Consider the following 18688-nt stretch of genomic DNA (forward strand, 5'->3'; position numbering starts at 1 on the left):
GCCATGGACCGCGCCCGCGCGGAGGCGGCTGTGCGGGAGCTGCTGATCGCGATAGGGGAGGACCCGGACCGGGAGGGTTTGCGTGATACGCCGGCCCGGGTCGCCCGCGCCTACGAGGAGATCTTCGCCGGGCTGTACACCGAGCCGGACGAGGTGCTCGAGAGGACGTTCGACGAGCACCACCAGGAGCTGATCCTGGTCAAGGACATCCCGATGTTCTCGACCTGCGAGCACCACTTGGTGCCCTTCCACGGGATGGCGCACGTCGGCTACATCCCCAACACCGACGGGCGTGTCACCGGCCTGTCCAAGATCGCGCGGCTGGTCGACCTGTACGCCCGCCGCCCCCAGGTGCAGGAGCGGCTCACGGCTCAGGTGGCCGACGCGGTGGTGCGCAAGCTCGATCCCCGCGGCGTCATCGTCGTGATCGACGCCGAGCACCTCTGCATGGGGATGCGTGGGGTCCGCAAGCCCGGCACACGTACCACCACCTCCGCGGTGCGGGGGATGTTCCAGACCTCATCGACCTCCCGCGCGGAGGCGTTGTCGCTGATCAGGAGCGGGTGAGGGACGTGGCTCCCGGGCTTCCGTGCCCTGGGCGGGCTGTTGTGATGGGGGTCCTCAACGTCACACCGGACTCGTTCTCCGACGGCGGCCGCTGGCTCGACCGCGACCACGCCGTCGCCCATGGCATCGGCATGCGCGACGCGGGCGCCGACCTCGTCGACGTCGGGGGCGAGTCCACCCGGCCGGGAGCGGGCCGCGTCGAGGCCGACGTGGAGAAGGCGCGGGTGCTGCCCGTCATCCGCGAGCTCGTGGCCGAGGGGGTACCGGTCAGCATCGACACCACCCGCGCGGCGGTGGCGGCGGCCGCAGTGGAGGCAGGTGCGGTGGTCGTCAACGACGTGTCCGGAGGGCTCGCCGACCCGGCCATGGCCAGCACCGTGGCATCGGCGAAGGTGCCGTGGGTCCTCATGCACTGGCGCGGCCACAGCGATCGGATGACCGCGCTGGCCGAGTACGACGACGTCGTCGCCGAGGTGCGTGCCGAACTCGTCGCCCGAGTCGACGCCGCGGTTCTCGCGGGTGTGGAACCGGCTGCGCTCGTGCTCGACCCCGGGCTCGGGTTCGCCAAGACGGGAGCGCACAACTGGGCCCTGCTGCGCAGGCTCGACGCCTTGATCGATCTGGGGTTCCCGGTGCTGGTCGGCGCGTCCCGCAAGCGCTTCCTGGGTGACCTGCTCGCCGACGCCGACGGCGTGCCGCGCTCGATGCCCGGCCGGGATGTCGCCACCGCGGCCGTGAGCGCGCTGGCCGCGTACGCCGGGGCATGGGGGGTGCGGGTGCACGACGTCCCCACCACGGTCGACGCGGTGCGCGTGGCTGCCGCGTGGCAGCAGAACGGCTCCCTCGCTCATACGCAAGGCCGGGGGCAACGACGATGACGGATCGCATCGAGCTGCGCGGGCTGAAGGTCCGCGGCAACCACGGTGTCTACGAGCACGAGCGTCGGGACGGGCAGGACTTCGTCGTCGACGTGACGGTATGGCTGGACCTGGCCCCGGCCGCCGCGTCCGACGACCTCGCCGACACCATCGACTACGGGGCGCTCGCCCAGCGGGTGGCAGGCATCGTCGGCGGTGAGCCGTACGACCTCATCGAAGCCGTCGCAGGCCGGGTCGCGGACGACGTGATGGGCGACGCGCGCGTGCAGGCCGTCGAGGTGGTGCTGCACAAGCCGCAGGCGCCGATCCCGCTCGAGTTCGCCGACGTCGCGGTCGTCGCCACGCGGTCCCGCAACACTCCGGGCCGGGGCCGGGTGATCCCGGCTTGAGTCGCGCGGTCCTCTCCCTCGGCTCGAACCTGGGCGACCGGTTCGCACACCTGCGCTCCGCCGTGGACGGGTTCGCCGGTGCGGTGGTGGCTGTGTCGCCGGTGTACGAGACGGCCCCGTGGGGCGGTGTGGAGCAGGACGACTTCCTCAACGCCGTGCTGGTCGTCGACGACCCCGCGGCGGGTCCGTGGGACTGGCTGCGCCGCGGTCAGGCGCTCGAGAACGCGTCGGGACGGGTCCGCGAGGTGCGCTGGGGCCCACGCACGCTGGACGTCGACGTGGTCACCGTCGACGGGCCGGACGGCCCGGTGACGAGCGCGGATCCCGAGTTGCTGCTCCCGCATCCCGGCACGCCCGAACGGGCCACGGTCCTGCGACCGTGGCTCGACGTCGACCCCGACGCCGTGCTGCCCGGCCGAGGCCCGGTGGCCGAGGTGCTTGCGGCGCTCGGCCCGGACGCGGAGGCCGGCATGCGGCGCCGCCGCGATCTCGTGCTGGTCAGGACACGGCAACCATGAAGCCAACCCGGCCCCGCGACCTGTTCGCCGTCGCGCTCGTGACGGCCGTGCTCGTCGCGCTGTTGATGCGGCTGGTCTACAGCTCGATGCCCGCGTTCCCGTTGCTCTCCGGGGCCACCCTGGGTGTGCTCGGAGCGGCGGAGGCCATCGCGGGCACCATGCTGCGCGCCCGCATCCGGCACCGCCCCGGCACCCGTCCGGTGCAACCACTCGTGGCCGCGCGGGCTGTGCTGGTGGCGAAGGCGTCCGCGCTTGCCGGCGCGATCATGGCCGGGGTGTGGGGCGGGCTGCTCGCGCACGTGCTGCCGCGGGCGAGCCAGGTGACGGCGGCCGCGAGCGACTCGCTCTCCGCCGGTGTCGGCCTGCTGTGCGCGCTCGCGCTTGTCGCCGGTGCGCTGTGGCTGGAGCACTGCTGCCGCGCTCCCGACGAACCCGGTGACGAACCGGACCGGCAGACCGGCGAATAACAGCCGCGCCAGGGGGCACCCGTCGGATGAGGTGTCCGGCGGACCTCGTCCGGCAGCGCGCCCAAGATCTACCTGCATCAGCGTCCGTTCGACCAAGATCCGCCCGGCACGCCTTAGGCTTCCGACCCATGAGCGGCCCCATGACGCAGGCGACCCGCATCGTGCCGCTGCCCACGCAGGGCAGACAGCGCCGCGGTGTGCTCGCCCCCGTCGTCGGGCTGATCGCGCTCGGTGTCTGCGGGCTCCTGGTGATCGGGATCGTCGGCAGCAGCGTCGGTGTCGGCGGCGCGCTCATCGGGGCGCTTTGCGCGCTCCTGCCGGTCGGTCCGGTCGTTGCGACGTTCCTGTGGATCGACCGCTGGGAGCCGGAGCCGCCACGCACGCTCCTCGTGGCGTTCCTGTGGGGTGCGTGCTTCGCGGCGCTCTCGGCACTGCTCATCAACTCCAGCGCGGCTCTGATGGCCGACCAGGTGCTGGGCCGCGGCAGCGGCGACGTCGTGGGCGCCATCGCGGTCGCGCCGGTGGTCGAGGAGGCCGTCAAGGGGCTGTTCCTGGTCGGCATGCTGGTGTTCCGGCGCCGCGAGTTCGACGGGGTGGTCGACGGGGTCGTCTATGCCGGGCTCGTCGCAGCGGGCTTCGCGTTCACGGAGAACATCCTGTACTTCGGGCGTGCGTTCGTGGAGGACGCCGTGGTCGGCCAGGCGGGCGGGGTGTTCGCGATCCTGGTGCTGCGTGGAGTGCTCTCCCCGTTCGCGCACCCGCTCTTCACCGCGATGATCGGGATCGGAGCCGGCATCGCGACCCGCAGCCGGTCGGTGGCGGGCCGGGTCGTGGCGGTGGCACTCGGCTACGCGCTCGCTGTCGTGCTCCACGCCCTGTGGAACACCTCGGCCACGGTGCTCGGCGGCGGCGGGTTCCTGCTGGTCTACGGCTTCGTCATGGTCCCGCTGTTCGTGGCGTTGATCGTGATTGTGGTGTGGCAGCGCCGGCGCGAGCAGCGCACGGTCATCGCGCAGCTCCCCGGGTTCGCGAGGGCGGGCTGGATCGCGCCGAGCGAGGTGCCGTTGCTCTCCAGCCTCGCGGGGCGGCGCGGATGGCGCGCGGCCGTGCGGCGACGCTCGGGCAAGCAGGTCGCCAAGGCAGTGGCCGACTACCAGTCCGCGATCACCGACCTCGCGTTCCTGCGCTCCCGGATGGCGCGCGGCGCCGTCGGGGACTCGGGCAAGCTCTGGCACGACCAGGCGCTCGACGCGGTCATCAAGGCGAGGGCCAGGGCGGTAGGCCACCCGGAGGCGCTCACTGTGGCCATCCGGCGGCACGGTCCACAGGGCTGGACGCCGCCCCCGCCCGGACCGCCGCCCGGTGGCCCCTACCCGGCCCGTGGCCACTACCCCGGCTACGAGCCGGGCGCCCCGCCCCAGAGCTGGCCTCCACGCCGCGTCCCGTAGGTGAAGCGCGCCCCGGTGAAGCGCGTCACGGGGCCTCGTTGCTCCCCCAGGCCGGATCTACCCTGTGCAGACGCCGCCAGTGCCGGCGGCTCATCGTCCGGTACCCGCACGCCAGGACTGGAACGAGCTAGGAGTAAAGGTCATGGGTGACAGACCGGCTCGGCTCGAGGTCGGGGTCGTCTCCGCCGGACGGGTCGGTGCCGTGGTCGGCGCGGCCTGGGCCGCGGCGGGCCACCATGTTGTGGCCATCTCCGGGGTGTCCCGGGACTCGGTGCGGCGCGCGGCCGCATTGCTGCCGGGCGTCCCCCTCGAACCCCCCGACGACGTCGTGGCGAAGGCCGACCTCGCACTCCTCGCGGTTCCCGACGACGTGCTGCCCGGCCTGGTGCGTGGGCTAGCCGCAGCGGGCAGTTTCCGGCCCGGCCAGATCGTGGTGCACACGTCCGGCGCGCACGGCGTCTCCGTGCTCGACCCTGCGAGCGCACACGGCGTGCTGCCGCTGGCCCTGCACCCGGTCATGACGTTCACCGGCCGCACCGAGGACGTGGCCCGGCTGGCGGGGTGCAGCGTCGGGGTGACGGCGGCAGCGGGCGACGAGGCCGCCTGGAGCGTCGGCGAGGCGCTCGTCGTCGAGATGACCGCCGAGCCGGTACGAGTGCCGGAAGAGGTGCGCCCGCTCTACCACGCGGCGCTCGCCCATGGGGCCAACCACCTCGTCACGCTGGTGCGCGACTGCGTCGAGACGCTGGAGGGGGCGGGGGTCGCGTCGGCCGAGCGGCTCGTCGCGCCGCTGCTGTCGGCGGCGCTGGACAACGCGCTGCGCCACGGCGACCGGGCGCTCACCGGACCCGTCGCGCGCGGCGACGTCGAGACCCTCCGCACGCACCTGCGCGAGCTGAGCGCCGTCGATCCCGATCTAGCCGACACCTACCGGGCGCTCGCCACCCGCACCGCGCACCGCGCGTCCGCCGCGGGCCTGCTCCCCGGGCACGCGGCCGACGAGGTGCTCACGACCCTGCAGGAGAAGCCATGACCCGCTCGACAGCCACGTCCCTCCGCGGAGGTGCGCGGACCGACGGCGGGTACGCCGCCGGGTCCCTCACGGTGCACCGCTCCCCGGCCGAGATCGCACCGGTGACGCGGGCGCTGCGCAGCGCCGGGCGCAAGATCGCGCTCGTCCCGACGATGGGCGCGCTGCACGAGGGCCATCGCGAGCTGATCCGGCACGCCCGGCGTGCGCCCGGCGCGGTCGTCCCGGTGGTGTCGATCTTCGTTAACCCGCTCCAGTTCGGTGCCGGTGAGGACCTCGCCCGCTACCCCCGCCCGCTGGAGGCCGACCTCGAGGCGTGTCGTGAGGAGCGCGTGGAGCTGGTGTTCCTGCCCGGGGTGGGCGACATGTACCCCGACGGGGCCGATACCACCGTCACACCCGGGGCGCTCGGCGACCGGCTGGAGGGTGCGGTCCGGCCCGGGCACTTCGCGGGCGTGCTCACCGTCGTCACGAAGCTCTTCCACATCGTCGCGCCGGACTTCGCGTTCTTCGGCGAGAAGGACTACCAGCAGCTGATCCTCGTCAAGAAGATGGTCAGGGACCTGGACTTCCCCGTCTCGGTCGTCGGCGTGCCGACCGTGCGGGAGCCCGACGGGCTGGCGCTCTCCAGCCGCAACGTCTACCTGTCCCCGGAGGACCGCCCGCGTGCGGCCACCCTGCAGCGCGCGCTGGCCGCAGGAGCGGCGGTGTCCGCGCGGGGCCCCCAGGCGGTGCTCGACGCGGCGCGGGAGGCGCTCGCCACGGAGCCGGCGCTGCAGGTCGAGTACCTGGAGCTCACCGACCCGGATCTCGGGCCCGAGCCGCAGCAAGGGCGTGCCCGGCTGCTCGTCGCGGCCCGCCTCGGAGGCACCCGGCTCATCGACAACGTCCCGGTCCAGCTGTGAGGGGGTCCCTGTGCTGCGCACGATGATGAAGTCGAAGATCCACCGGGCGACGGTGACGCAGGCAGACCTGCACTACGTCGGCTCTGTCACGGTCGACCGCGACCTCATGGAGGCCGCCGATCTGCTCGAGGGCGAGCAGGTGACGATCGTCGACGTCACCAACGGGGCGCGCCTGGAGACCTATGTGATCGCCGGCGAGCGGGGCAGCGGAGTGCTTGGCATCAACGGCGCCGCCGCGCACCTCGTGCACCCGGGCGACCTGGTCATCCTCATCTCCTACGCGCAGCTCGACGAGGCCGAGCTGGCGTCCTACGCCCCGCGTGTCGTTTTCGTCGACGCCGCGAACCGGATCGCGGAGCTGGGTGCAGATCCCACTCACGCCCCAGCGGGGTCCGGTCTGGTCTCGGGCACCGTCTCCGGCCCCGTCCACGGCGTGGCGTAGGGCCGTCCCGTGCTGCTCTGCGTCGACGTCGGGAACACCCAGATCGCGCTGGGGCTCTACGCCGACGCGCCCGACGACACCGAGGCCGACCCGCCGCTGGTGCGGGACTGGCGGATGCGCACCGACCCGCGCATGACGGCCGACGAGCTGGAGGTGGCCTTCGCAGCGATGCTGGGCCCCTACGCCCCCCGGATCACCGGTGTCGCGGCGCTCTCGACCGTGCCGACGCTGTTGCGGGAGCTGCGGCTGCTCATCGACCGCAGGGGCGACCCTGCAGTCGTCGTCGGCCCGGGGGTGCGCACGGGTGTGCCGTTGCTGGTGGACAACCCACGTGAAGTCGGCGCCGACCGGGTCATGAACACCCTCGCCGCTCACCGGCTGTTCGGCACGACGTGTGTGGTGGTGGACTTCGGCACGTCCACGAACATCGACGTGGTATCCGCGAAGGGTGAGTTCCTCGGTGGCGCGCTCGCGCCCGGCATCGAGATCTCGCTGGAGGCGCTCGCCACACGGGCCGCCGCATTGCGCACCGTCGAGCTGGTGGCCCCACGGTCGGTGATCGGCAAGAACACCGTGGAATGCCTGCAGTCCGGTGTGCTCTACGGCTTCGCTGGCCAGGTGGACGGCTTGGTGCGGCGGATCGTCGCCGAGTTGGGCCCGAAGGCGGGCCCCGTGACAGTGCTCGGCACCGGCGGGCTGGCGCCGCTGATGATGGGCGAGTCGGAGACGATCGCCGAGTTCGTGCCGGACCTGACGCTGCTCGGGCTGCGGCTGACCTACTTGCGCAACGCGCGGACGACGTCGGTGACGAGCGGCAGCTCGAACGTCCCCGCCGAGGTCTCCGGGCGTTCGGCCAGGTAGGCACGCAGCCGGTCGATCGCGGCTTCCCGATCGGCAGGGTCGGCCGTGAGCGCCCACGAGTGCGTGCGCAGGGTGGCAGCGAGGCCGTCGACAGTGGTGCGCACCGGGTTGCCGAACTCTGCGTACACGCTCGGGGTGGTGAACAGCGGGTGGGCCGGCAGCTCGGGGATCTCGTCCGGCGCTCGCACCACGGTCGCGTCCCACCGCCCGGCTTCGTGGTAGCCGCGCACCCAGTCGACCCGGGCGTCGTCGCCGTTCCACAGCGCCGCCAGCACCCCGCCCGGGCGCAGCACCCTGGCGATCTCGGGAAGTGCCCGGTCCGGGTCGAACCAGTGCCACGCCTGTCCGACCAGCACCGCGTCGACCGAGTTGTCGGGCAGCGGGATCTCCTCCGCGGTGCCCTCCGCTGCGGTGATGGCGGGGAAGTGCCTGCGCAACTCCGCCAGCATCGCCGGATCTGGTTCGACTGCGGTGACGGAACCGTGCGGCAGGAGAGAGCCGGTGAGCTTTCCGGTGCCGGCTGCGAGATCCAGCAGTTGCGGGTAAGGACGGTCGGACACCGGTTCGAGCGCCCACAGGACCGCCGCGTCGGGGTATCCGGGGCGGTGCCGGGCGTATGCGGCGGCCGCGGCGCCGAAGGAACGTGCTCTGGACTCGGTCATGATCCGATCACGCTCACGACAACCCACCGTACGGCACCCCGCCAACGGTTTGCGCCGTTCGGTCGTGTGGCCTCCTCCGCATCCGGCTTCGGCGACGCAGTGGTATCGGAAGCGCGACCCGGATCAAACGGAAGAAGCGGAACGCGACCGGCCCTCGGCCGGCTCTCAACAGTTCTCGATCGTTGCCCGGCGACGGTCCTCGGGGCCGTCGGTCGGGGCCGTGGAAGTGTCGTACGGGAGGCGATGCCCACACTCGGAACGCCGAACTGCCCACGCTTCCCCGCAGATCCGGACGATCGCTTGAGATGGTCCTGAGTTGGTGCTGTGTGCGTCGGTCTGCCGCCTGCCGTCCGATGCACAGAGGCCTGACGATCTGGCCTGGTTCGCTACTCGCGACCGCGGGCCGCCATCGTTGTTGCCTGTTCGGGCCCTGACCAGGCGCACGTCGGACCGCCCGCCGCCCCCGGGTCGGCGCTGACCGATCGGGCGTCGCGAATACAGGTGGCCGTGCGTCCGGTGCCCTGATTCGGCCGAGCCTTGGGTATGCGTCCGCCCGTTCTGGGTAACGGGAGTGGTAACCGGCGGGGTGACTCGACGACCGCCGGTAATAGCTCTATTGTTCCGCATGCGCGGCGCGGCCGCGGAAGAACTGGAACGAAGCGTGGAGGGTTGCGGCGGTGGCGCAGATCCGTGAGATCCGGCTGATCGACGACCTGGACGGAGACACCGCCGACGAGACGGTCGAGTTCGGTATCGACGGCAAGAACTATGAGATCGACCTCTCGAAGGGCAATGCGGGGAAGCTGCGCGACGTGCTTGCGTCCTATGTGGCTGCGGCCCGGCGTTCGGGTGGCAGGCGCCGTGGCGGTTCGGCCGGCAATGCCCCAGCTCGGCGCCCGTCGATCGACCGGGAGCAGAACCAGGCGATTCGCGACTGGGCCCGCAAGCGCGGCATGAAGGTCTCCGACCGCGGGCGGATTCCGGCCGAGGTCCTCGACGCGTACCACCAGGAGAACTGAGCGGCGGCCCGCTTCCTCGACCCCGATGGGGTGCGCGGGCCCCGTTCGCGCGGTTAGGGTGACCTCACCAACTCCAGGAGGTCGCGTGGCACGCAGAACGACCAGCCTCGAGGTCCGCCGCACCGAGCGGCTCACCCCGCACATGATCCGAGTCGTGGCGGGCGGCCCCGACATCGCGGCATTCCCCGACACTCCCCACTCGGACAGGTACGTCAAGATCGTCTTCCCGCGGCCAGGTGTCGTCTACCCCGAGCCATTCGACATGGACGCCATCCGAGCGCAGCTCCCGCGCGAGCAGTGGCCGTCGACGCGGACGTACACGGTGCGGGCGTACGACTCGGCGGCGGGCGAGCTGACGATCGACTTCGTGCACCACGGCGACGAGGGCATCGCAGGCCCGTGGGCCGCGGCGGCCCGCCCGGGTGACGTGCTGCGACTCCTCGGCCCAGGCGGGGCGTACGCGCCCGACCCTGAAGCCGACTGGCACCTGATGGTCGGCGACGAGAGCGCGCTGCCCGCGATCGGTGCCGCCTGCGAGCGCGTCCCGGCCGGTGTGCCCGTGGTCGCTGTGCTCGAGGTGGCGGGCGCGGCCGAGCAGCAGCACCTGACGACCCCCGGTGACCTGCACGTAACGTGGCTACACCGCGACCCTGCGGTACCTGACCAGCTCGTCGCCGCCGTGCGGGCGCTGGAGTTCCCGCCCGGGCGGGTCGGCGCGTTCGTCCACGGTGAGGCCGGCTTCGTGCGTGACGTGCGCAGACACCTCGTCAACGAGCGTGGGGTGGCCCGGGAGGATCTCTCGGTGTCGGGTTACTGGCGTCGCGGACGGGACGAGGACGGCTGGCGCGCGGACAAGGCAGCGGAGCGCACGGCGGCCGCGGCGGGGGACTGACCTGCGGATCCATCCTTTTGTCCGGCTCGCCGGGAATCCGGTCCAGGGTTGCCGCGTTGTTTCAACTACATGTAACCCCGGCGGCTGGTGTGTCCCAGCCGATACAGTGGTGAGGGGTGTACCCGGCGCGGCGCGTGCCGGTGCATGGCGCAGCAGGCTAGGAGAACGAATGTTCGAGAGGTTCACCGACCGAGCGAGAAGGGTTGTCGTTCTGGCGCAGGAAGAAGCCAGGATGCTCAACCACAACTACATCGGCACCGAGCACATCCTCCTTGGCCTCATCCACGAGGGCGAGGGAGTGGCCGCCAAGGCCCTGGAGTCCCTCGGAATCGCGCTGGAGGGCGTCCGCCAGCAGGTCGAGGAGATCATCGGCCAGGGCCAGCAGGCACCGAGCGGGCACATCCCGTTCACGCCGCGGGCCAAGAAGGTCCTGGAGCTGTCCCTTCGTGAGGCGCTCCAGCTCGGCCACAACTACATCGGCACCGAGCACATCCTGCTCGGCCTGATCCGTGAGGGCGAGGGCGTTGCCGCCCAGGTCCTGGTGAAGCTGGGTGCGGACCTCAACCGCGTCCGCCAGCAGGTCCTTCAGCTGCTCTCCGGCTACCAGGGCAAGGAGCCCGCAGAGGGCGCATCGGGCGGCCGTGGCGAGGGCACTCCGTCGTCGTCGCTCGTTCTCGACCAGTTCGGTCGCAACCTCACCCAGTCGGCCCGCGAGGGCAAGCTGGACCCGGTCATCGGCCGGGGCAAGGAGATCGAGCGGGTCATGCAGGTCCTCTCCCGGAGGACCAAGAACAACCCGGTCCTGATCGGCGAGCCCGGCGTCGGCAAGACCGCCGTCGTCGAGGGGCTGGCCCAGGGCATCGTCAAGGGCGAGGTGCCCGAGACGCTCAAGGACAAGCAGCTCTACACGCTCGACCTGGGCTCGCTGGTCGCCGGCTCCCGCTACCGCGGTGACTTCGAGGAGCGCCTCAAGAAGGTGCTCAAGGAGATCCGCACGCGCGGCGACATCATCCTGTTCATCGACGAGCTCCACACCCTCGTGGGTGCCGGTGCCGCCGAGGGCGCGATCGACGCCGCGAGCATCCTCAAGCCGATGCTGGCCCGCGGCGAGCTGCAGACGATCGGTGCCACCACGCTCGACGAGTACCGCAAGTACGTCGAGAAGGACCCCGCGCTGGAGCGCCGCTTCCAGCCGATCCAGGTGGGCGAACCGAGCGTCGGCCACACGATCGAGATCCTCAAGGGGCTGCGCGACCGGTACGAGGCGCACCACCGGGTCACGATCACCGACCCGGCGCTGGTCGCCGCGGCCACCCTGGCCGACCGGTACATCTCGGACCGTTTCCTTCCGGACAAGGCGATCGACCTGATCGACGAGGCCGGTGCCCGGATGCGTATCCGCCGGATGACCGCGCCGCCGGATCTGCGCGAGTTCGACGAGAAGATCGCGGCCGTCCGCCGCGACAAGGAGTCGGCGATCGACGCGCAGGACTTCGAGCGGGCCGCGCACCTGCGTGACTCCGAGAAGCAGCTGCTCGCGCAGAAGGGCGAGCGGGAGAAGCAGTGGAAGTCCGGTGACCTGGACGTCGTCGCAGAGGTCGACGACGAGCAGATCGCCGAGGTGCTCGCCAACTGGACCGGTATCCCGGTGTTCAAGCTCACCGAGGAGGAGACCACGCGTCTGCTCCGCATGGAGGAGGAGCTGCACAAGCGGATCATCGGCCAGGAAGAGGCCGTCAAGTCGGTGTCGCAGGCGATTCGCCGCACGCGGGCCGGCCTGAAGGACCCGAAGCGCCCGTCCGGCTCGTTCATCTTCGCCGGCCCCTCCGGTGTCGGTAAGACCGAGCTCTCCAAGGCGCTGGCGAACTTCCTGTTCGGCGAGGACGACGCCCTCATCCAGATCGACATGGGCGAGTTCCACGACCGCTACACCGCATCGCGGCTCTTCGGTGCCCCTCCGGGGTACGTGGGCTACGAGGAGGGCGGCCAGCTCACCGAGAAGGTGCGCCGCAAGCCGTTCTCGGTGGTTCTGTTCGACGAGATCGAGAAGGCGCACCAGGAGGTCTACAACACCCTCCTGCAGGTGCTGGAGGACGGCCGACTGACCGACGGTCAGGGCCGGACGGTGGACTTCAAGAACACCGTCATCATCTTCACCTCGAACCTCGGCACGCAGGACATCTCGAAGGCGGTCGGCCTCGGGTTCGCCCAGGGCAACGACGAGACGTCGAACTACGAGCGGATGAAGAACAAGGTCAACGACGAGCTGAAGAAGCACTTCAGGCCGGAGTTCCTCAACCGCATCGACGACATCATCGTCTTCCACCAGCTCACCGAGGAACAGATCATCACGATGGTCGACCTCATGATCACGCGGGTGGAGGCGCAGCTGGCCAACAAGGACATGGCCATCGAGCTCACGCCGGCCGCGAAGGGCCTGCTGGCCCGCCGCGGGTTCGACCCGGTGCTGGGGGCGCGGCCGCTGCGTCGCACCATCCAGCGCGAGATCGAGGACCAGCTGTCGGAGAAGATCCTCTTCGGCGAGGTGGAGGCCGGGCAGATCGTCGTCGTCGACGTCGAGGGTGTCGACCCGGACGCTCCCGAGGGCTCCCGGGCGGCCGACGACAAGGCCAAGTTCACCTTCCGCGGTGAGCCGAAGCCGGTCACGGTCCCTGACGCCCCGCCGGTCGACATGGCCAACTCCGGCGAGGAGTGAGCTAGACCCAACGGCCCGAATCGCCCGAACGGCCCGAACGGCCCGCTCGATCCACTGGATCGGGCGGGCCGTTCGTCGTTCGCCGGTCCTGCGAGCGCGGGTCAGCGCAGCCGGAGTGGCCGGGCGTCCGGCGGCGGCACCCCGAACATGGTGGCCGCGTCGTGCTCGGGTGCAGCCTCTGCGGTGAGGTGTGCGGCCGTGATCCGATCGGTCCGGAACCAGCGCGGCCCGTCCCGGAGCCGGCACCAGGCCATCAGGTACCAATGCCCGTTCGTGGCGGCCAGCCCCACCGGCTCGACGGCCCGCTCGGTACCGGCACCGTTCGCGTCCTCGTGGCTGATCACGATCACCTGGCGGCGCCGGACGGCCTCGTCGAGCACACGGGCGACGGCAGGCCGTGGGGGCTGCTCCGGTGCGCGGAGCCAGAGCCGCCCCGCGATGTCATCGGCACGCTGGCGTTCGGCGTCGGGCATGGCGGCGAGCACCTTGGACAACGCGCTGCGCCCGTCGACGGCGAACGGGAGCTCGGGCAGCGCGGCCAGCGCCACCGCGATGGCCGTCGCCTCGGCCCCGGTCACGTTGAGCGGCGGGAGCGTCCCTGAGGCGTCGAGCACATATCCGCCCCCCGGCCCCGCCTGGGCCCACAGCGGGAGACCAGCCTGCAGCAGCGCTTCGATGTCGCGCTTGATGGTGCGGGTGGACACCTCGAGGCGCCGCGCGAGCCACGTCCCGGTGCGTCCCGAGGCCCCGGCGGCGCGCAGTTCCTCCGCGATCGCGTACAGCCGCTCGGTGCGGTTCATGTCTGTAGAGAATGCCGGAAAACGGTGACATCCCGGTGTCACCGATGCCCGGAGAAACTCGTGACATGACGATGACGACGAGCGTCTCCCAGTTCCTCAGCCGGCCCGGCGGGCGCCAGGTGGAGGTGCACGACCTCACGCCGGACGCCCCGGCAGACGCGCCCGTCGTGCTCCTCTGCCACGTGGCGCCCGGGTCGGGCGCCTTCGACCCAGATCCTGCTGTGACAGCGGCCAGGGGCATCCGGTTGATCGCGGTGGACCGGGCCGGTTACGGCGGCTCGGACGCGGCGGACGACAACGAGTTCGCCACGGTCGTGCTGGCGGCCGACGACGCTGCGGCCGCTCTGGAGACGGTGCTGATGCCCGGCACGAAGGCGGGTGTCGTCGGCTGGTCCGCAGGTGGGCGGGTGGCTCTCGCGCTCGCGCAGCGGCGGCCGGACCTCGTCGGCCGCGTCGCCGTCGTCGCCACACCTGCGCCCGACGAGGAGGTGCCCTGGATCCCGGAGGACAACAAGGCCGGAATCGAGGCGCTCCGCGGGGCAGCCGCGTCCGTCGCGCACGCGGCCCTCACCCAGGCCTTCGGCCCGCTGCTCGACACACTGACGGGGGAGGCGAGGTTCGGACTCATGGGGGTCGGCGAGGCCGACGCCGGGCTGCTCGGCGAGCCGGGTGTGGCCGACCGTCTCCGCGTGATGCTCGACGAGGCCTTTGCGAAGGGTGCGGCGGGCATCGCGGCCGACATCGCCGGTTACACGCTGCGGCCGTGGGGCTTCGAGCCGGGCGAGGTCGGGACGGAGGTACTCCTCGGCTACGGGGCGGCCGACGAGATCGGACCTGCGCACGGGGAGTGGTGGCAGCGCGCGCTGCCGCACGCGCGGCTCGAGGTCGTGCCGGAGGTCGGACACCTCGTCGTCGTCCCGCTCTGGGACCGGGTGCTGTCGCACGTGAGTTCGACGGACGTCTGACCACCTCGGTCCGACCGCAGGCGGAAGGGCCGGACGCTGACCTGCGTCCGGCCCTTCCGCCTTCTTCGTGATCACCTCTGCCCTGGTGTGGCTTCGTCGATGGGTGCCGGACCCGGCTCGGCCGGAGCCGTGGCCGGGGTCTGTGGCGTCCCACTCGCCGCCGCTGCGCCGCCTCCGACGCCCAGTCCCATCAGGATCATTGCGACGAGGCAGGCGGAGAGAACCAGCAGCACCAGGCGCCAGTTGACGAGCAGGACGGCGGCGAGGAAGGCGATCGCTATGAACGTTGGCGACGGCGACATGGTGGGCCCCTTCCGGTCGTGGCCGAGCGGTAACACCATGGTGGGCAGACGCCAGACGTCTGTCAACTGGTATCAGTAGTCCGACAACGGACGTCGTAACGGAGGTGGACAGACGTCTAGGTTGGGGGTAGCTTTGACGAAGCCTCCCTGCCCGGCCCGCTGACATGGAGGGGTCGGGACGCTGGTACTGCGCGGTCGCCAGAGGCTGCCGGACGAGAGGGAGACATGGACACCGAGAGGACACGTCATTTCGAGCTGAAGCTCGATGCCGGTCGTCCGTTGCCCGAAGTCATCGCCGACAAGATCCGGGAGCTGATCGACGCCGGCGTGTACAAGCCGGGTGGCAGGCTCGCCAACGAGTCGGAGCTCGCCCGGAACATGCGGGTCGCACGGAGCTCGGTCCGCACGGCGCTGCAGCGCCTGGAGGCCCAGCGGGTGCTGGAGGTCAAGCGTGGCCTCGGCTGGTACGTCCGGCGGGTTCCCCCACCGGACGCGCAGCACCCGCCCTCACTGCTCGACGGCCGGACCTACCGCATCAGCGACCTGTTCGAGCTGCGCATCGGCTTGGAAGGCCTCGCTGCCAGCCTGGCTGCCGTGCGGGCCGACGAGGGCGAGATCGAGGACATCTGGAAGCTCAACCAGCAGCACCAGGAGGCAGGCGACGACCCCGACGAGCTCCTGCGCACGGACGAGGCCTTCCACGGCGCGATCGTCCGGGCGAGCCGCAACGATCTTTTGATCGAGACCTACACGCGGATCGTCGGTGAGCTGAGCGAGTGGCGCCACCAGAGCTTCGCCGTGCCCGGGGTGGCGCTGCGGTCCGCCCGTGAGCACGGCAAGGTCGTCCGCTACCTGCGCAATGGCGACCCTGGCGGCGCGCGTGCGGCGATGAACAGCCACCTGCAGCGGCTGTACGACGGGCTGCCCGACATCGTCGACGAGCCCCTCGACACCACCCAGAGCGCCCCTGACGCCGAACCTGAATGGCAACTGCGCGACTCCGCTGGGTAGCGCATCACCCGTTCGGGCCGGATGATATTGCCGGGGGAACTCGGCGATGGGTGGGTGCATGGCGGTCGTCCTGGGGGTGGCTGCTGCCGTCCTGCTCGTGATCTCTGCCGTGCTGGGGCCTGACCAGGCTTCGCCGTGGCTGCGTGCGGTGTACGTGCTCGCCCAGTGGACCGGGCCGCTGCTGCTGATCGCGCTCGGCTGCCTGGTCCTCTGGCAGCGGGTGCGGCCGTGGGCGACCCGCCGACTCGTCGAACTGGCCGGGCCGGCGTTGATCCGGGCGATGCCCCCACGTTCGGTGCTCGAAGCGCTATTGCCCTGGGTGTACGGAGACGCGGTGGGGCACCAGGAGGTGGTCACAGGTGTGCTCGGTGGGGCGGGCCGCGATCCCGCCGGCCGGGACACAGCTATTAGCCGCGGAACAGCCGCCTACTTCCGACTCTGGGCCGTGGACGAGCGGATGTACGGCATGGAGCAGACGTGGATGCACGATTTCTCGGGCATACGCGACAACCACAAGCTCGTGCTCTTTGCGACTTCGGAGCCGAGGATCGCCAATCTTGTGGCGAGCGAGCGCACATATCCGCTGTTCGAACTGTGGCTGCTTGACGACGATGATCTCGAGGATTTCGTTCCCAATCTGCGGGCAACGCTCGAGGTGGGAATCAGCTACACGGACGAGCTGGGGGATCTACACCGGATACCACCTCGTCCGTTGCTGGGCGAAGAGGTGGCTCTACGGCAATACGACCGCTACATCCGCCTACCGGAGGACGTCGATCGGCAGAATCTGCGAATCGTGGAGTTTGATTTGTACGATCTGGCGGATCCCGATCACGTCGTGGGTTCGGTCGAAAGTCTCGCAGTGCGCACTATCAATAACAATCGCAATCACGGATACCTCAACTGGACGCCCCCGCACCCCTGCTACGTCCGCAACGTGACCTTCGACGTGCGGGAACTCGCGCTCGACGGGCAAAAACTCGTGTACACCATGCTGGGATCGACGATCCACAAGCTCCGGGTGCCGATCCGAATGCAATGGGTGGAGGTCTCGGACCAGATAGAGATCAGTGTGGACGCGTGGATGCTTCCCGGTCACGCGGTGACGCTACTCTGGCGGCCCGTTGACGGATTGGGGCCGGATCATGCGAGTCACCCCTGAAGAACTCAGTAAGGCTCACGCCCAACTCGGCGACCCGGAAGAGATCCTGCACCAGCGGCGCACCTTGTATGCGGCCGCGGTGAGCCTGTGCACGGGGACCGAAGTCCAGGTAGACGTCGAGCAAGACACTCTGGACAACCCGGCTGTCCGCGGGCACCTCGGCGCTGTGCTGAGCGGCCGCTCGCGCTATACGGCGAGCGCACGGCAGCAGCTGACCGACCTTGTGGCTCCGGGCTTTGGCACTGAGGTGGGCGGATGGCCGGTCCGACTCGCCTCCGCTCCTGTCGCACCATCGGCGCTTGCCGGCGCCCTGCAGAGGATCGCCGGCGAGCTAACGCGTCATGGTGACGAGAGCGGAGGGCTTGCGCTTCTAACGGTGGAGCAGGGTGGAGCCATCGACGAGGCGTGGGATCGTCTGGTGGACGGCGTGCTGCTGGCGGTACGGGTTGCGCCCGAGCTCGCCATGGACCTCCTGCCGCACGTAAGCCTGTTCGCTGTGGTCGTCACAGAGGAGTCTGCTCGCCTCGGATCTGCTTCGGCCCGCGAGTACCCCGGGCTGATTCTGATCCCGAAGCCAAGGAGCGCCCTCGAGGTTGCTGAAGCGTTGTTTCACGAAGGTGCCCACCAGAAGTTCTTCGATTTTGGCATGACCCGCGCAATGCTCGGCCCCCTGTCGCCACAGGCGCCGCGGTTCGCTCCGCCATGGGCGCCGCCCGGCGCTCCCGAATGGCCTCTCGAACAATCTGTCGCTGCATGGCACGCCTATCATTGCCTTGCGGCATTCTACGGGTGTCTCCACGGTGTGCCGGATGAACTCCCATTGGACGACGGTTCGCTGTTGCCGAAGGCCGCCAGTCGGGCAGCGGAAATCGGCCGGTACCTTCGGCGCCAGGGATCCTTCTTGGGACAGGATGCGCACGCGCTCATCGCCGCGCTTGAAGGCGCTCCTCCTGATGACCCATCCCCGGTTGACGAGGCTGCAGCCGAGGTGTCCGGCGCTGTGGACGACGGGAGCATCCTCGTCTACCCGGCGGGTCGTCGAACCCTCGTCGTCAAACGGGGCGCGCCTCCGGTGCTCTACTGGGTGGACCCGCGACTAGGGTCTCGGCCGCGATGAACGGTAGCCTCAGCGGGCCATGCGGTCAGGGGTGCGGTGTTGCCCCATTCAGCATCCCTCGATCGGGTGTAACCCTGCTCCGTTGGGCGACCGGATCGGCTGAGCCCGTATCTGCGGGGGTACGGGCACAATAGCCAGTTCGAGCGGCGACCCGTCGCTCGCGATCTATCGAGAGGGCATCTCGCTATGGCGTCGGACGCCGATCAAGACAAGGCGCCGCTGGCGCCAGCGCATCGGAACAACTGGTTTGTTGTGGAGCGTCCTACTGACACCGGCACGGTCTTCGTGAAGCCCCCAGCACCCGGGGGCGACAGCGAGTCGGCTGCAACGGACGAGCACACCAGCTGACCGTCGCAGTGTCGAGGCCCGGGCGGTCATCGCTGCCCGGGCCTTCTACCATGCGTGGCCGCGGACCTGTCGCTAGTGTTCGGCCTATGCCGTCACGCGGAGGTGCGCGCAGCGCGATGTCCCCAGACCGAGCAGAGCAGAACGCCGGGGTGACCTTTTCGGCCGTTAGGTGGTTCGTAGCCGAGCGCC

At 70.5% G+C, this 18688-nt stretch carries 20 protein-coding genes; 17 read left to right on the forward strand and 3 right to left on the reverse strand.

The features are described 5' to 3' along the window. The first annotated feature begins 3 nt into the window (after nucleotides 1-3). From folE to ABD143_RS07475, 10 genes are all read left to right on the forward strand, one after another. On the forward strand, nucleotides 4-567 hold the full coding sequence (gene folE / locus ABD143_RS07430; RefSeq protein WP_343973118.1) for a GTP cyclohydrolase I FolE: 564 nt from the start codon (nucleotides 4-6) through the stop codon (nucleotides 565-567). Nucleotides 568-611: 44 nt separating this feature from the next. Further along, complete coding sequence (gene folP, locus ABD143_RS07435) at nucleotides 612-1445, forward strand: dihydropteroate synthase (protein ID WP_343973121.1); 834 nt, start codon at nucleotides 612-614, stop codon at nucleotides 1443-1445. After that, the gene (gene folB, locus ABD143_RS07440) at nucleotides 1442-1834 is read left to right on the forward strand and encodes a dihydroneopterin aldolase (RefSeq protein ID WP_343973123.1); all 393 of its coding nucleotides are present in this window, start codon (nucleotides 1442-1444) and stop codon (nucleotides 1832-1834) included. Before folP ends, folB begins: the two co-directional genes overlap by 4 nt. Beyond that, nucleotides 1831-2352 (forward strand): 2-amino-4-hydroxy-6-hydroxymethyldihydropteridine diphosphokinase, encoded by a 522-nt coding sequence (gene folK / locus ABD143_RS07445; RefSeq protein WP_343973126.1) that lies wholly within the window; start codon nucleotides 1831-1833, stop codon nucleotides 2350-2352. Before folB ends, folK begins: the two co-directional genes overlap by 4 nt. Next, nucleotides 2349-2819 carry a DUF3180 domain-containing protein gene (locus ABD143_RS07450; RefSeq protein ID WP_343973129.1) on the forward strand — a complete coding sequence of 157 codons (471 nt, stop codon included), beginning with the start codon at nucleotides 2349-2351 and terminating at the stop codon, nucleotides 2817-2819. Before folK ends, ABD143_RS07450 begins: the two co-directional genes overlap by 4 nt. 128 nt (nucleotides 2820-2947) lie before the next feature. Then, nucleotides 2948-4267, forward strand: coding sequence for a PrsW family intramembrane metalloprotease (locus ABD143_RS07455; protein ID WP_343973132.1), 1320 nt, complete (start codon nucleotides 2948-2950; stop codon nucleotides 4265-4267). 142 nt (nucleotides 4268-4409) lie between these two features. Then, nucleotides 4410-5300: a Rossmann-like and DUF2520 domain-containing protein gene (locus ABD143_RS07460; protein ID WP_343973135.1), complete on the forward strand. Its 891-nt coding sequence runs from the start codon at nucleotides 4410-4412 to the stop codon at nucleotides 5298-5300. Continuing rightward, nucleotides 5297-6202: a pantoate--beta-alanine ligase gene (gene panC, locus ABD143_RS07465; RefSeq protein ID WP_343973138.1), complete on the forward strand. Its 906-nt coding sequence runs from the start codon at nucleotides 5297-5299 to the stop codon at nucleotides 6200-6202. The genes ABD143_RS07460 and panC overlap by 4 nt, the downstream gene beginning before the upstream one ends. A 10-nt stretch (nucleotides 6203-6212) precedes the next feature. Continuing rightward, the gene (gene panD / locus ABD143_RS07470) at nucleotides 6213-6644 is read left to right on the forward strand and encodes an aspartate 1-decarboxylase (RefSeq protein ID WP_343973141.1); all 432 of its coding nucleotides are present in this window, start codon (nucleotides 6213-6215) and stop codon (nucleotides 6642-6644) included. A gap of 9 nt (nucleotides 6645-6653) precedes the next feature. Beyond that, nucleotides 6654-7505 carry a type III pantothenate kinase gene (locus ABD143_RS07475; RefSeq protein WP_343973144.1) on the forward strand — a complete coding sequence of 284 codons (852 nt, stop codon included), beginning with the start codon at nucleotides 6654-6656 and terminating at the stop codon, nucleotides 7503-7505. On the opposite strand, the gene ABD143_RS07480 is transcribed toward ABD143_RS07475, so the two are convergent. Further along, nucleotides 7421-8167 carry a class I SAM-dependent methyltransferase gene (locus ABD143_RS07480; RefSeq protein ID WP_343973147.1) on the reverse strand — a complete coding sequence of 249 codons (747 nt, stop codon included), beginning with the start codon at nucleotides 8165-8167 and terminating at the stop codon, nucleotides 7421-7423. The two genes, ABD143_RS07475 and ABD143_RS07480, sit on opposite strands and share 85 nt — an antisense overlap. Before the next feature lie 677 nt (nucleotides 8168-8844). Here ABD143_RS07480 and ABD143_RS07485 point away from each other — a divergent pair. From ABD143_RS07485 to ABD143_RS07495, 3 genes are all read left to right on the forward strand, one after another. Next, nucleotides 8845-9186 carry a histone-like nucleoid-structuring protein Lsr2 gene (locus tag ABD143_RS07485; protein WP_343973150.1) on the forward strand — a complete coding sequence of 114 codons (342 nt, stop codon included), beginning with the start codon at nucleotides 8845-8847 and terminating at the stop codon, nucleotides 9184-9186. Nucleotides 9187-9271: 85 nt separating this feature from the next. Beyond that, on the forward strand, nucleotides 9272-10078 hold the full coding sequence (locus tag ABD143_RS07490) for a siderophore-interacting protein (RefSeq protein WP_343973153.1): 807 nt from the start codon (nucleotides 9272-9274) through the stop codon (nucleotides 10076-10078). Between the two features lie 169 nt (nucleotides 10079-10247). Continuing rightward, complete coding sequence (locus tag ABD143_RS07495; RefSeq protein WP_343973156.1) at nucleotides 10248-12794, forward strand: ATP-dependent Clp protease ATP-binding subunit; 2547 nt, start codon at nucleotides 10248-10250, stop codon at nucleotides 12792-12794. A 101-nt stretch (nucleotides 12795-12895) separates the two neighbouring features. Here ABD143_RS07495 and ABD143_RS07500 read toward each other — a convergent pair whose 3' ends face one another. Further along, nucleotides 12896-13594, reverse strand: coding sequence for a helix-turn-helix transcriptional regulator (locus ABD143_RS07500; protein WP_343973159.1), 699 nt, complete (start codon nucleotides 13592-13594; stop codon nucleotides 12896-12898). A 65-nt stretch (nucleotides 13595-13659) separates the two neighbouring features. Between ABD143_RS07500 and ABD143_RS07505 the strand changes: the two genes are divergently transcribed. Then, complete coding sequence (locus tag ABD143_RS07505) at nucleotides 13660-14559, forward strand: alpha/beta fold hydrolase (protein ID WP_343973162.1); 900 nt, start codon at nucleotides 13660-13662, stop codon at nucleotides 14557-14559. A gap of 71 nt (nucleotides 14560-14630) precedes the next feature. On the opposite strand, the gene ABD143_RS07510 is transcribed toward ABD143_RS07505, so the two are convergent. Next, nucleotides 14631-14861, reverse strand: a complete 231-nt coding sequence (locus ABD143_RS07510) for a hypothetical protein (RefSeq protein ID WP_343973165.1) — start codon at nucleotides 14859-14861, stop codon at nucleotides 14631-14633. A gap of 225 nt (nucleotides 14862-15086) precedes the next feature. Here ABD143_RS07510 and ABD143_RS07515 point away from each other — a divergent pair, with 225 nt between their 5' ends. The 3 genes from ABD143_RS07515 to ABD143_RS07525 are packed head-to-tail and all read left to right on the forward strand — an operon-like array spanning nucleotide 15087 to nucleotide 18151. Continuing rightward, on the forward strand, nucleotides 15087-15872 hold the full coding sequence (locus ABD143_RS07515; protein ID WP_343973168.1) for a FadR/GntR family transcriptional regulator: 786 nt from the start codon (nucleotides 15087-15089) through the stop codon (nucleotides 15870-15872). A gap of 58 nt (nucleotides 15873-15930) precedes the next feature. Next, nucleotides 15931-17034: a hypothetical protein gene (locus ABD143_RS07520; protein ID WP_343973171.1), complete on the forward strand. Its 1104-nt coding sequence runs from the start codon at nucleotides 15931-15933 to the stop codon at nucleotides 17032-17034. Next, entirely contained in the window at nucleotides 17018-18151 is a 1134-nt protein-coding gene (locus ABD143_RS07525) for an aKG-HExxH-type peptide beta-hydroxylase (RefSeq protein WP_343973173.1), read from the forward strand. The genes ABD143_RS07520 and ABD143_RS07525 overlap by 17 nt, the downstream gene beginning before the upstream one ends. Nucleotides 18152-18688 lie beyond the last annotated feature (537 nt).

Origin of the sequence: Pseudonocardia aurantiaca (assembly GCF_039526725.1) — a bacterium.
In the GTDB taxonomy this organism is placed as follows: domain Bacteria; phylum Actinomycetota; class Actinomycetes; order Mycobacteriales; family Pseudonocardiaceae; genus Pseudonocardia; species Pseudonocardia aurantiaca.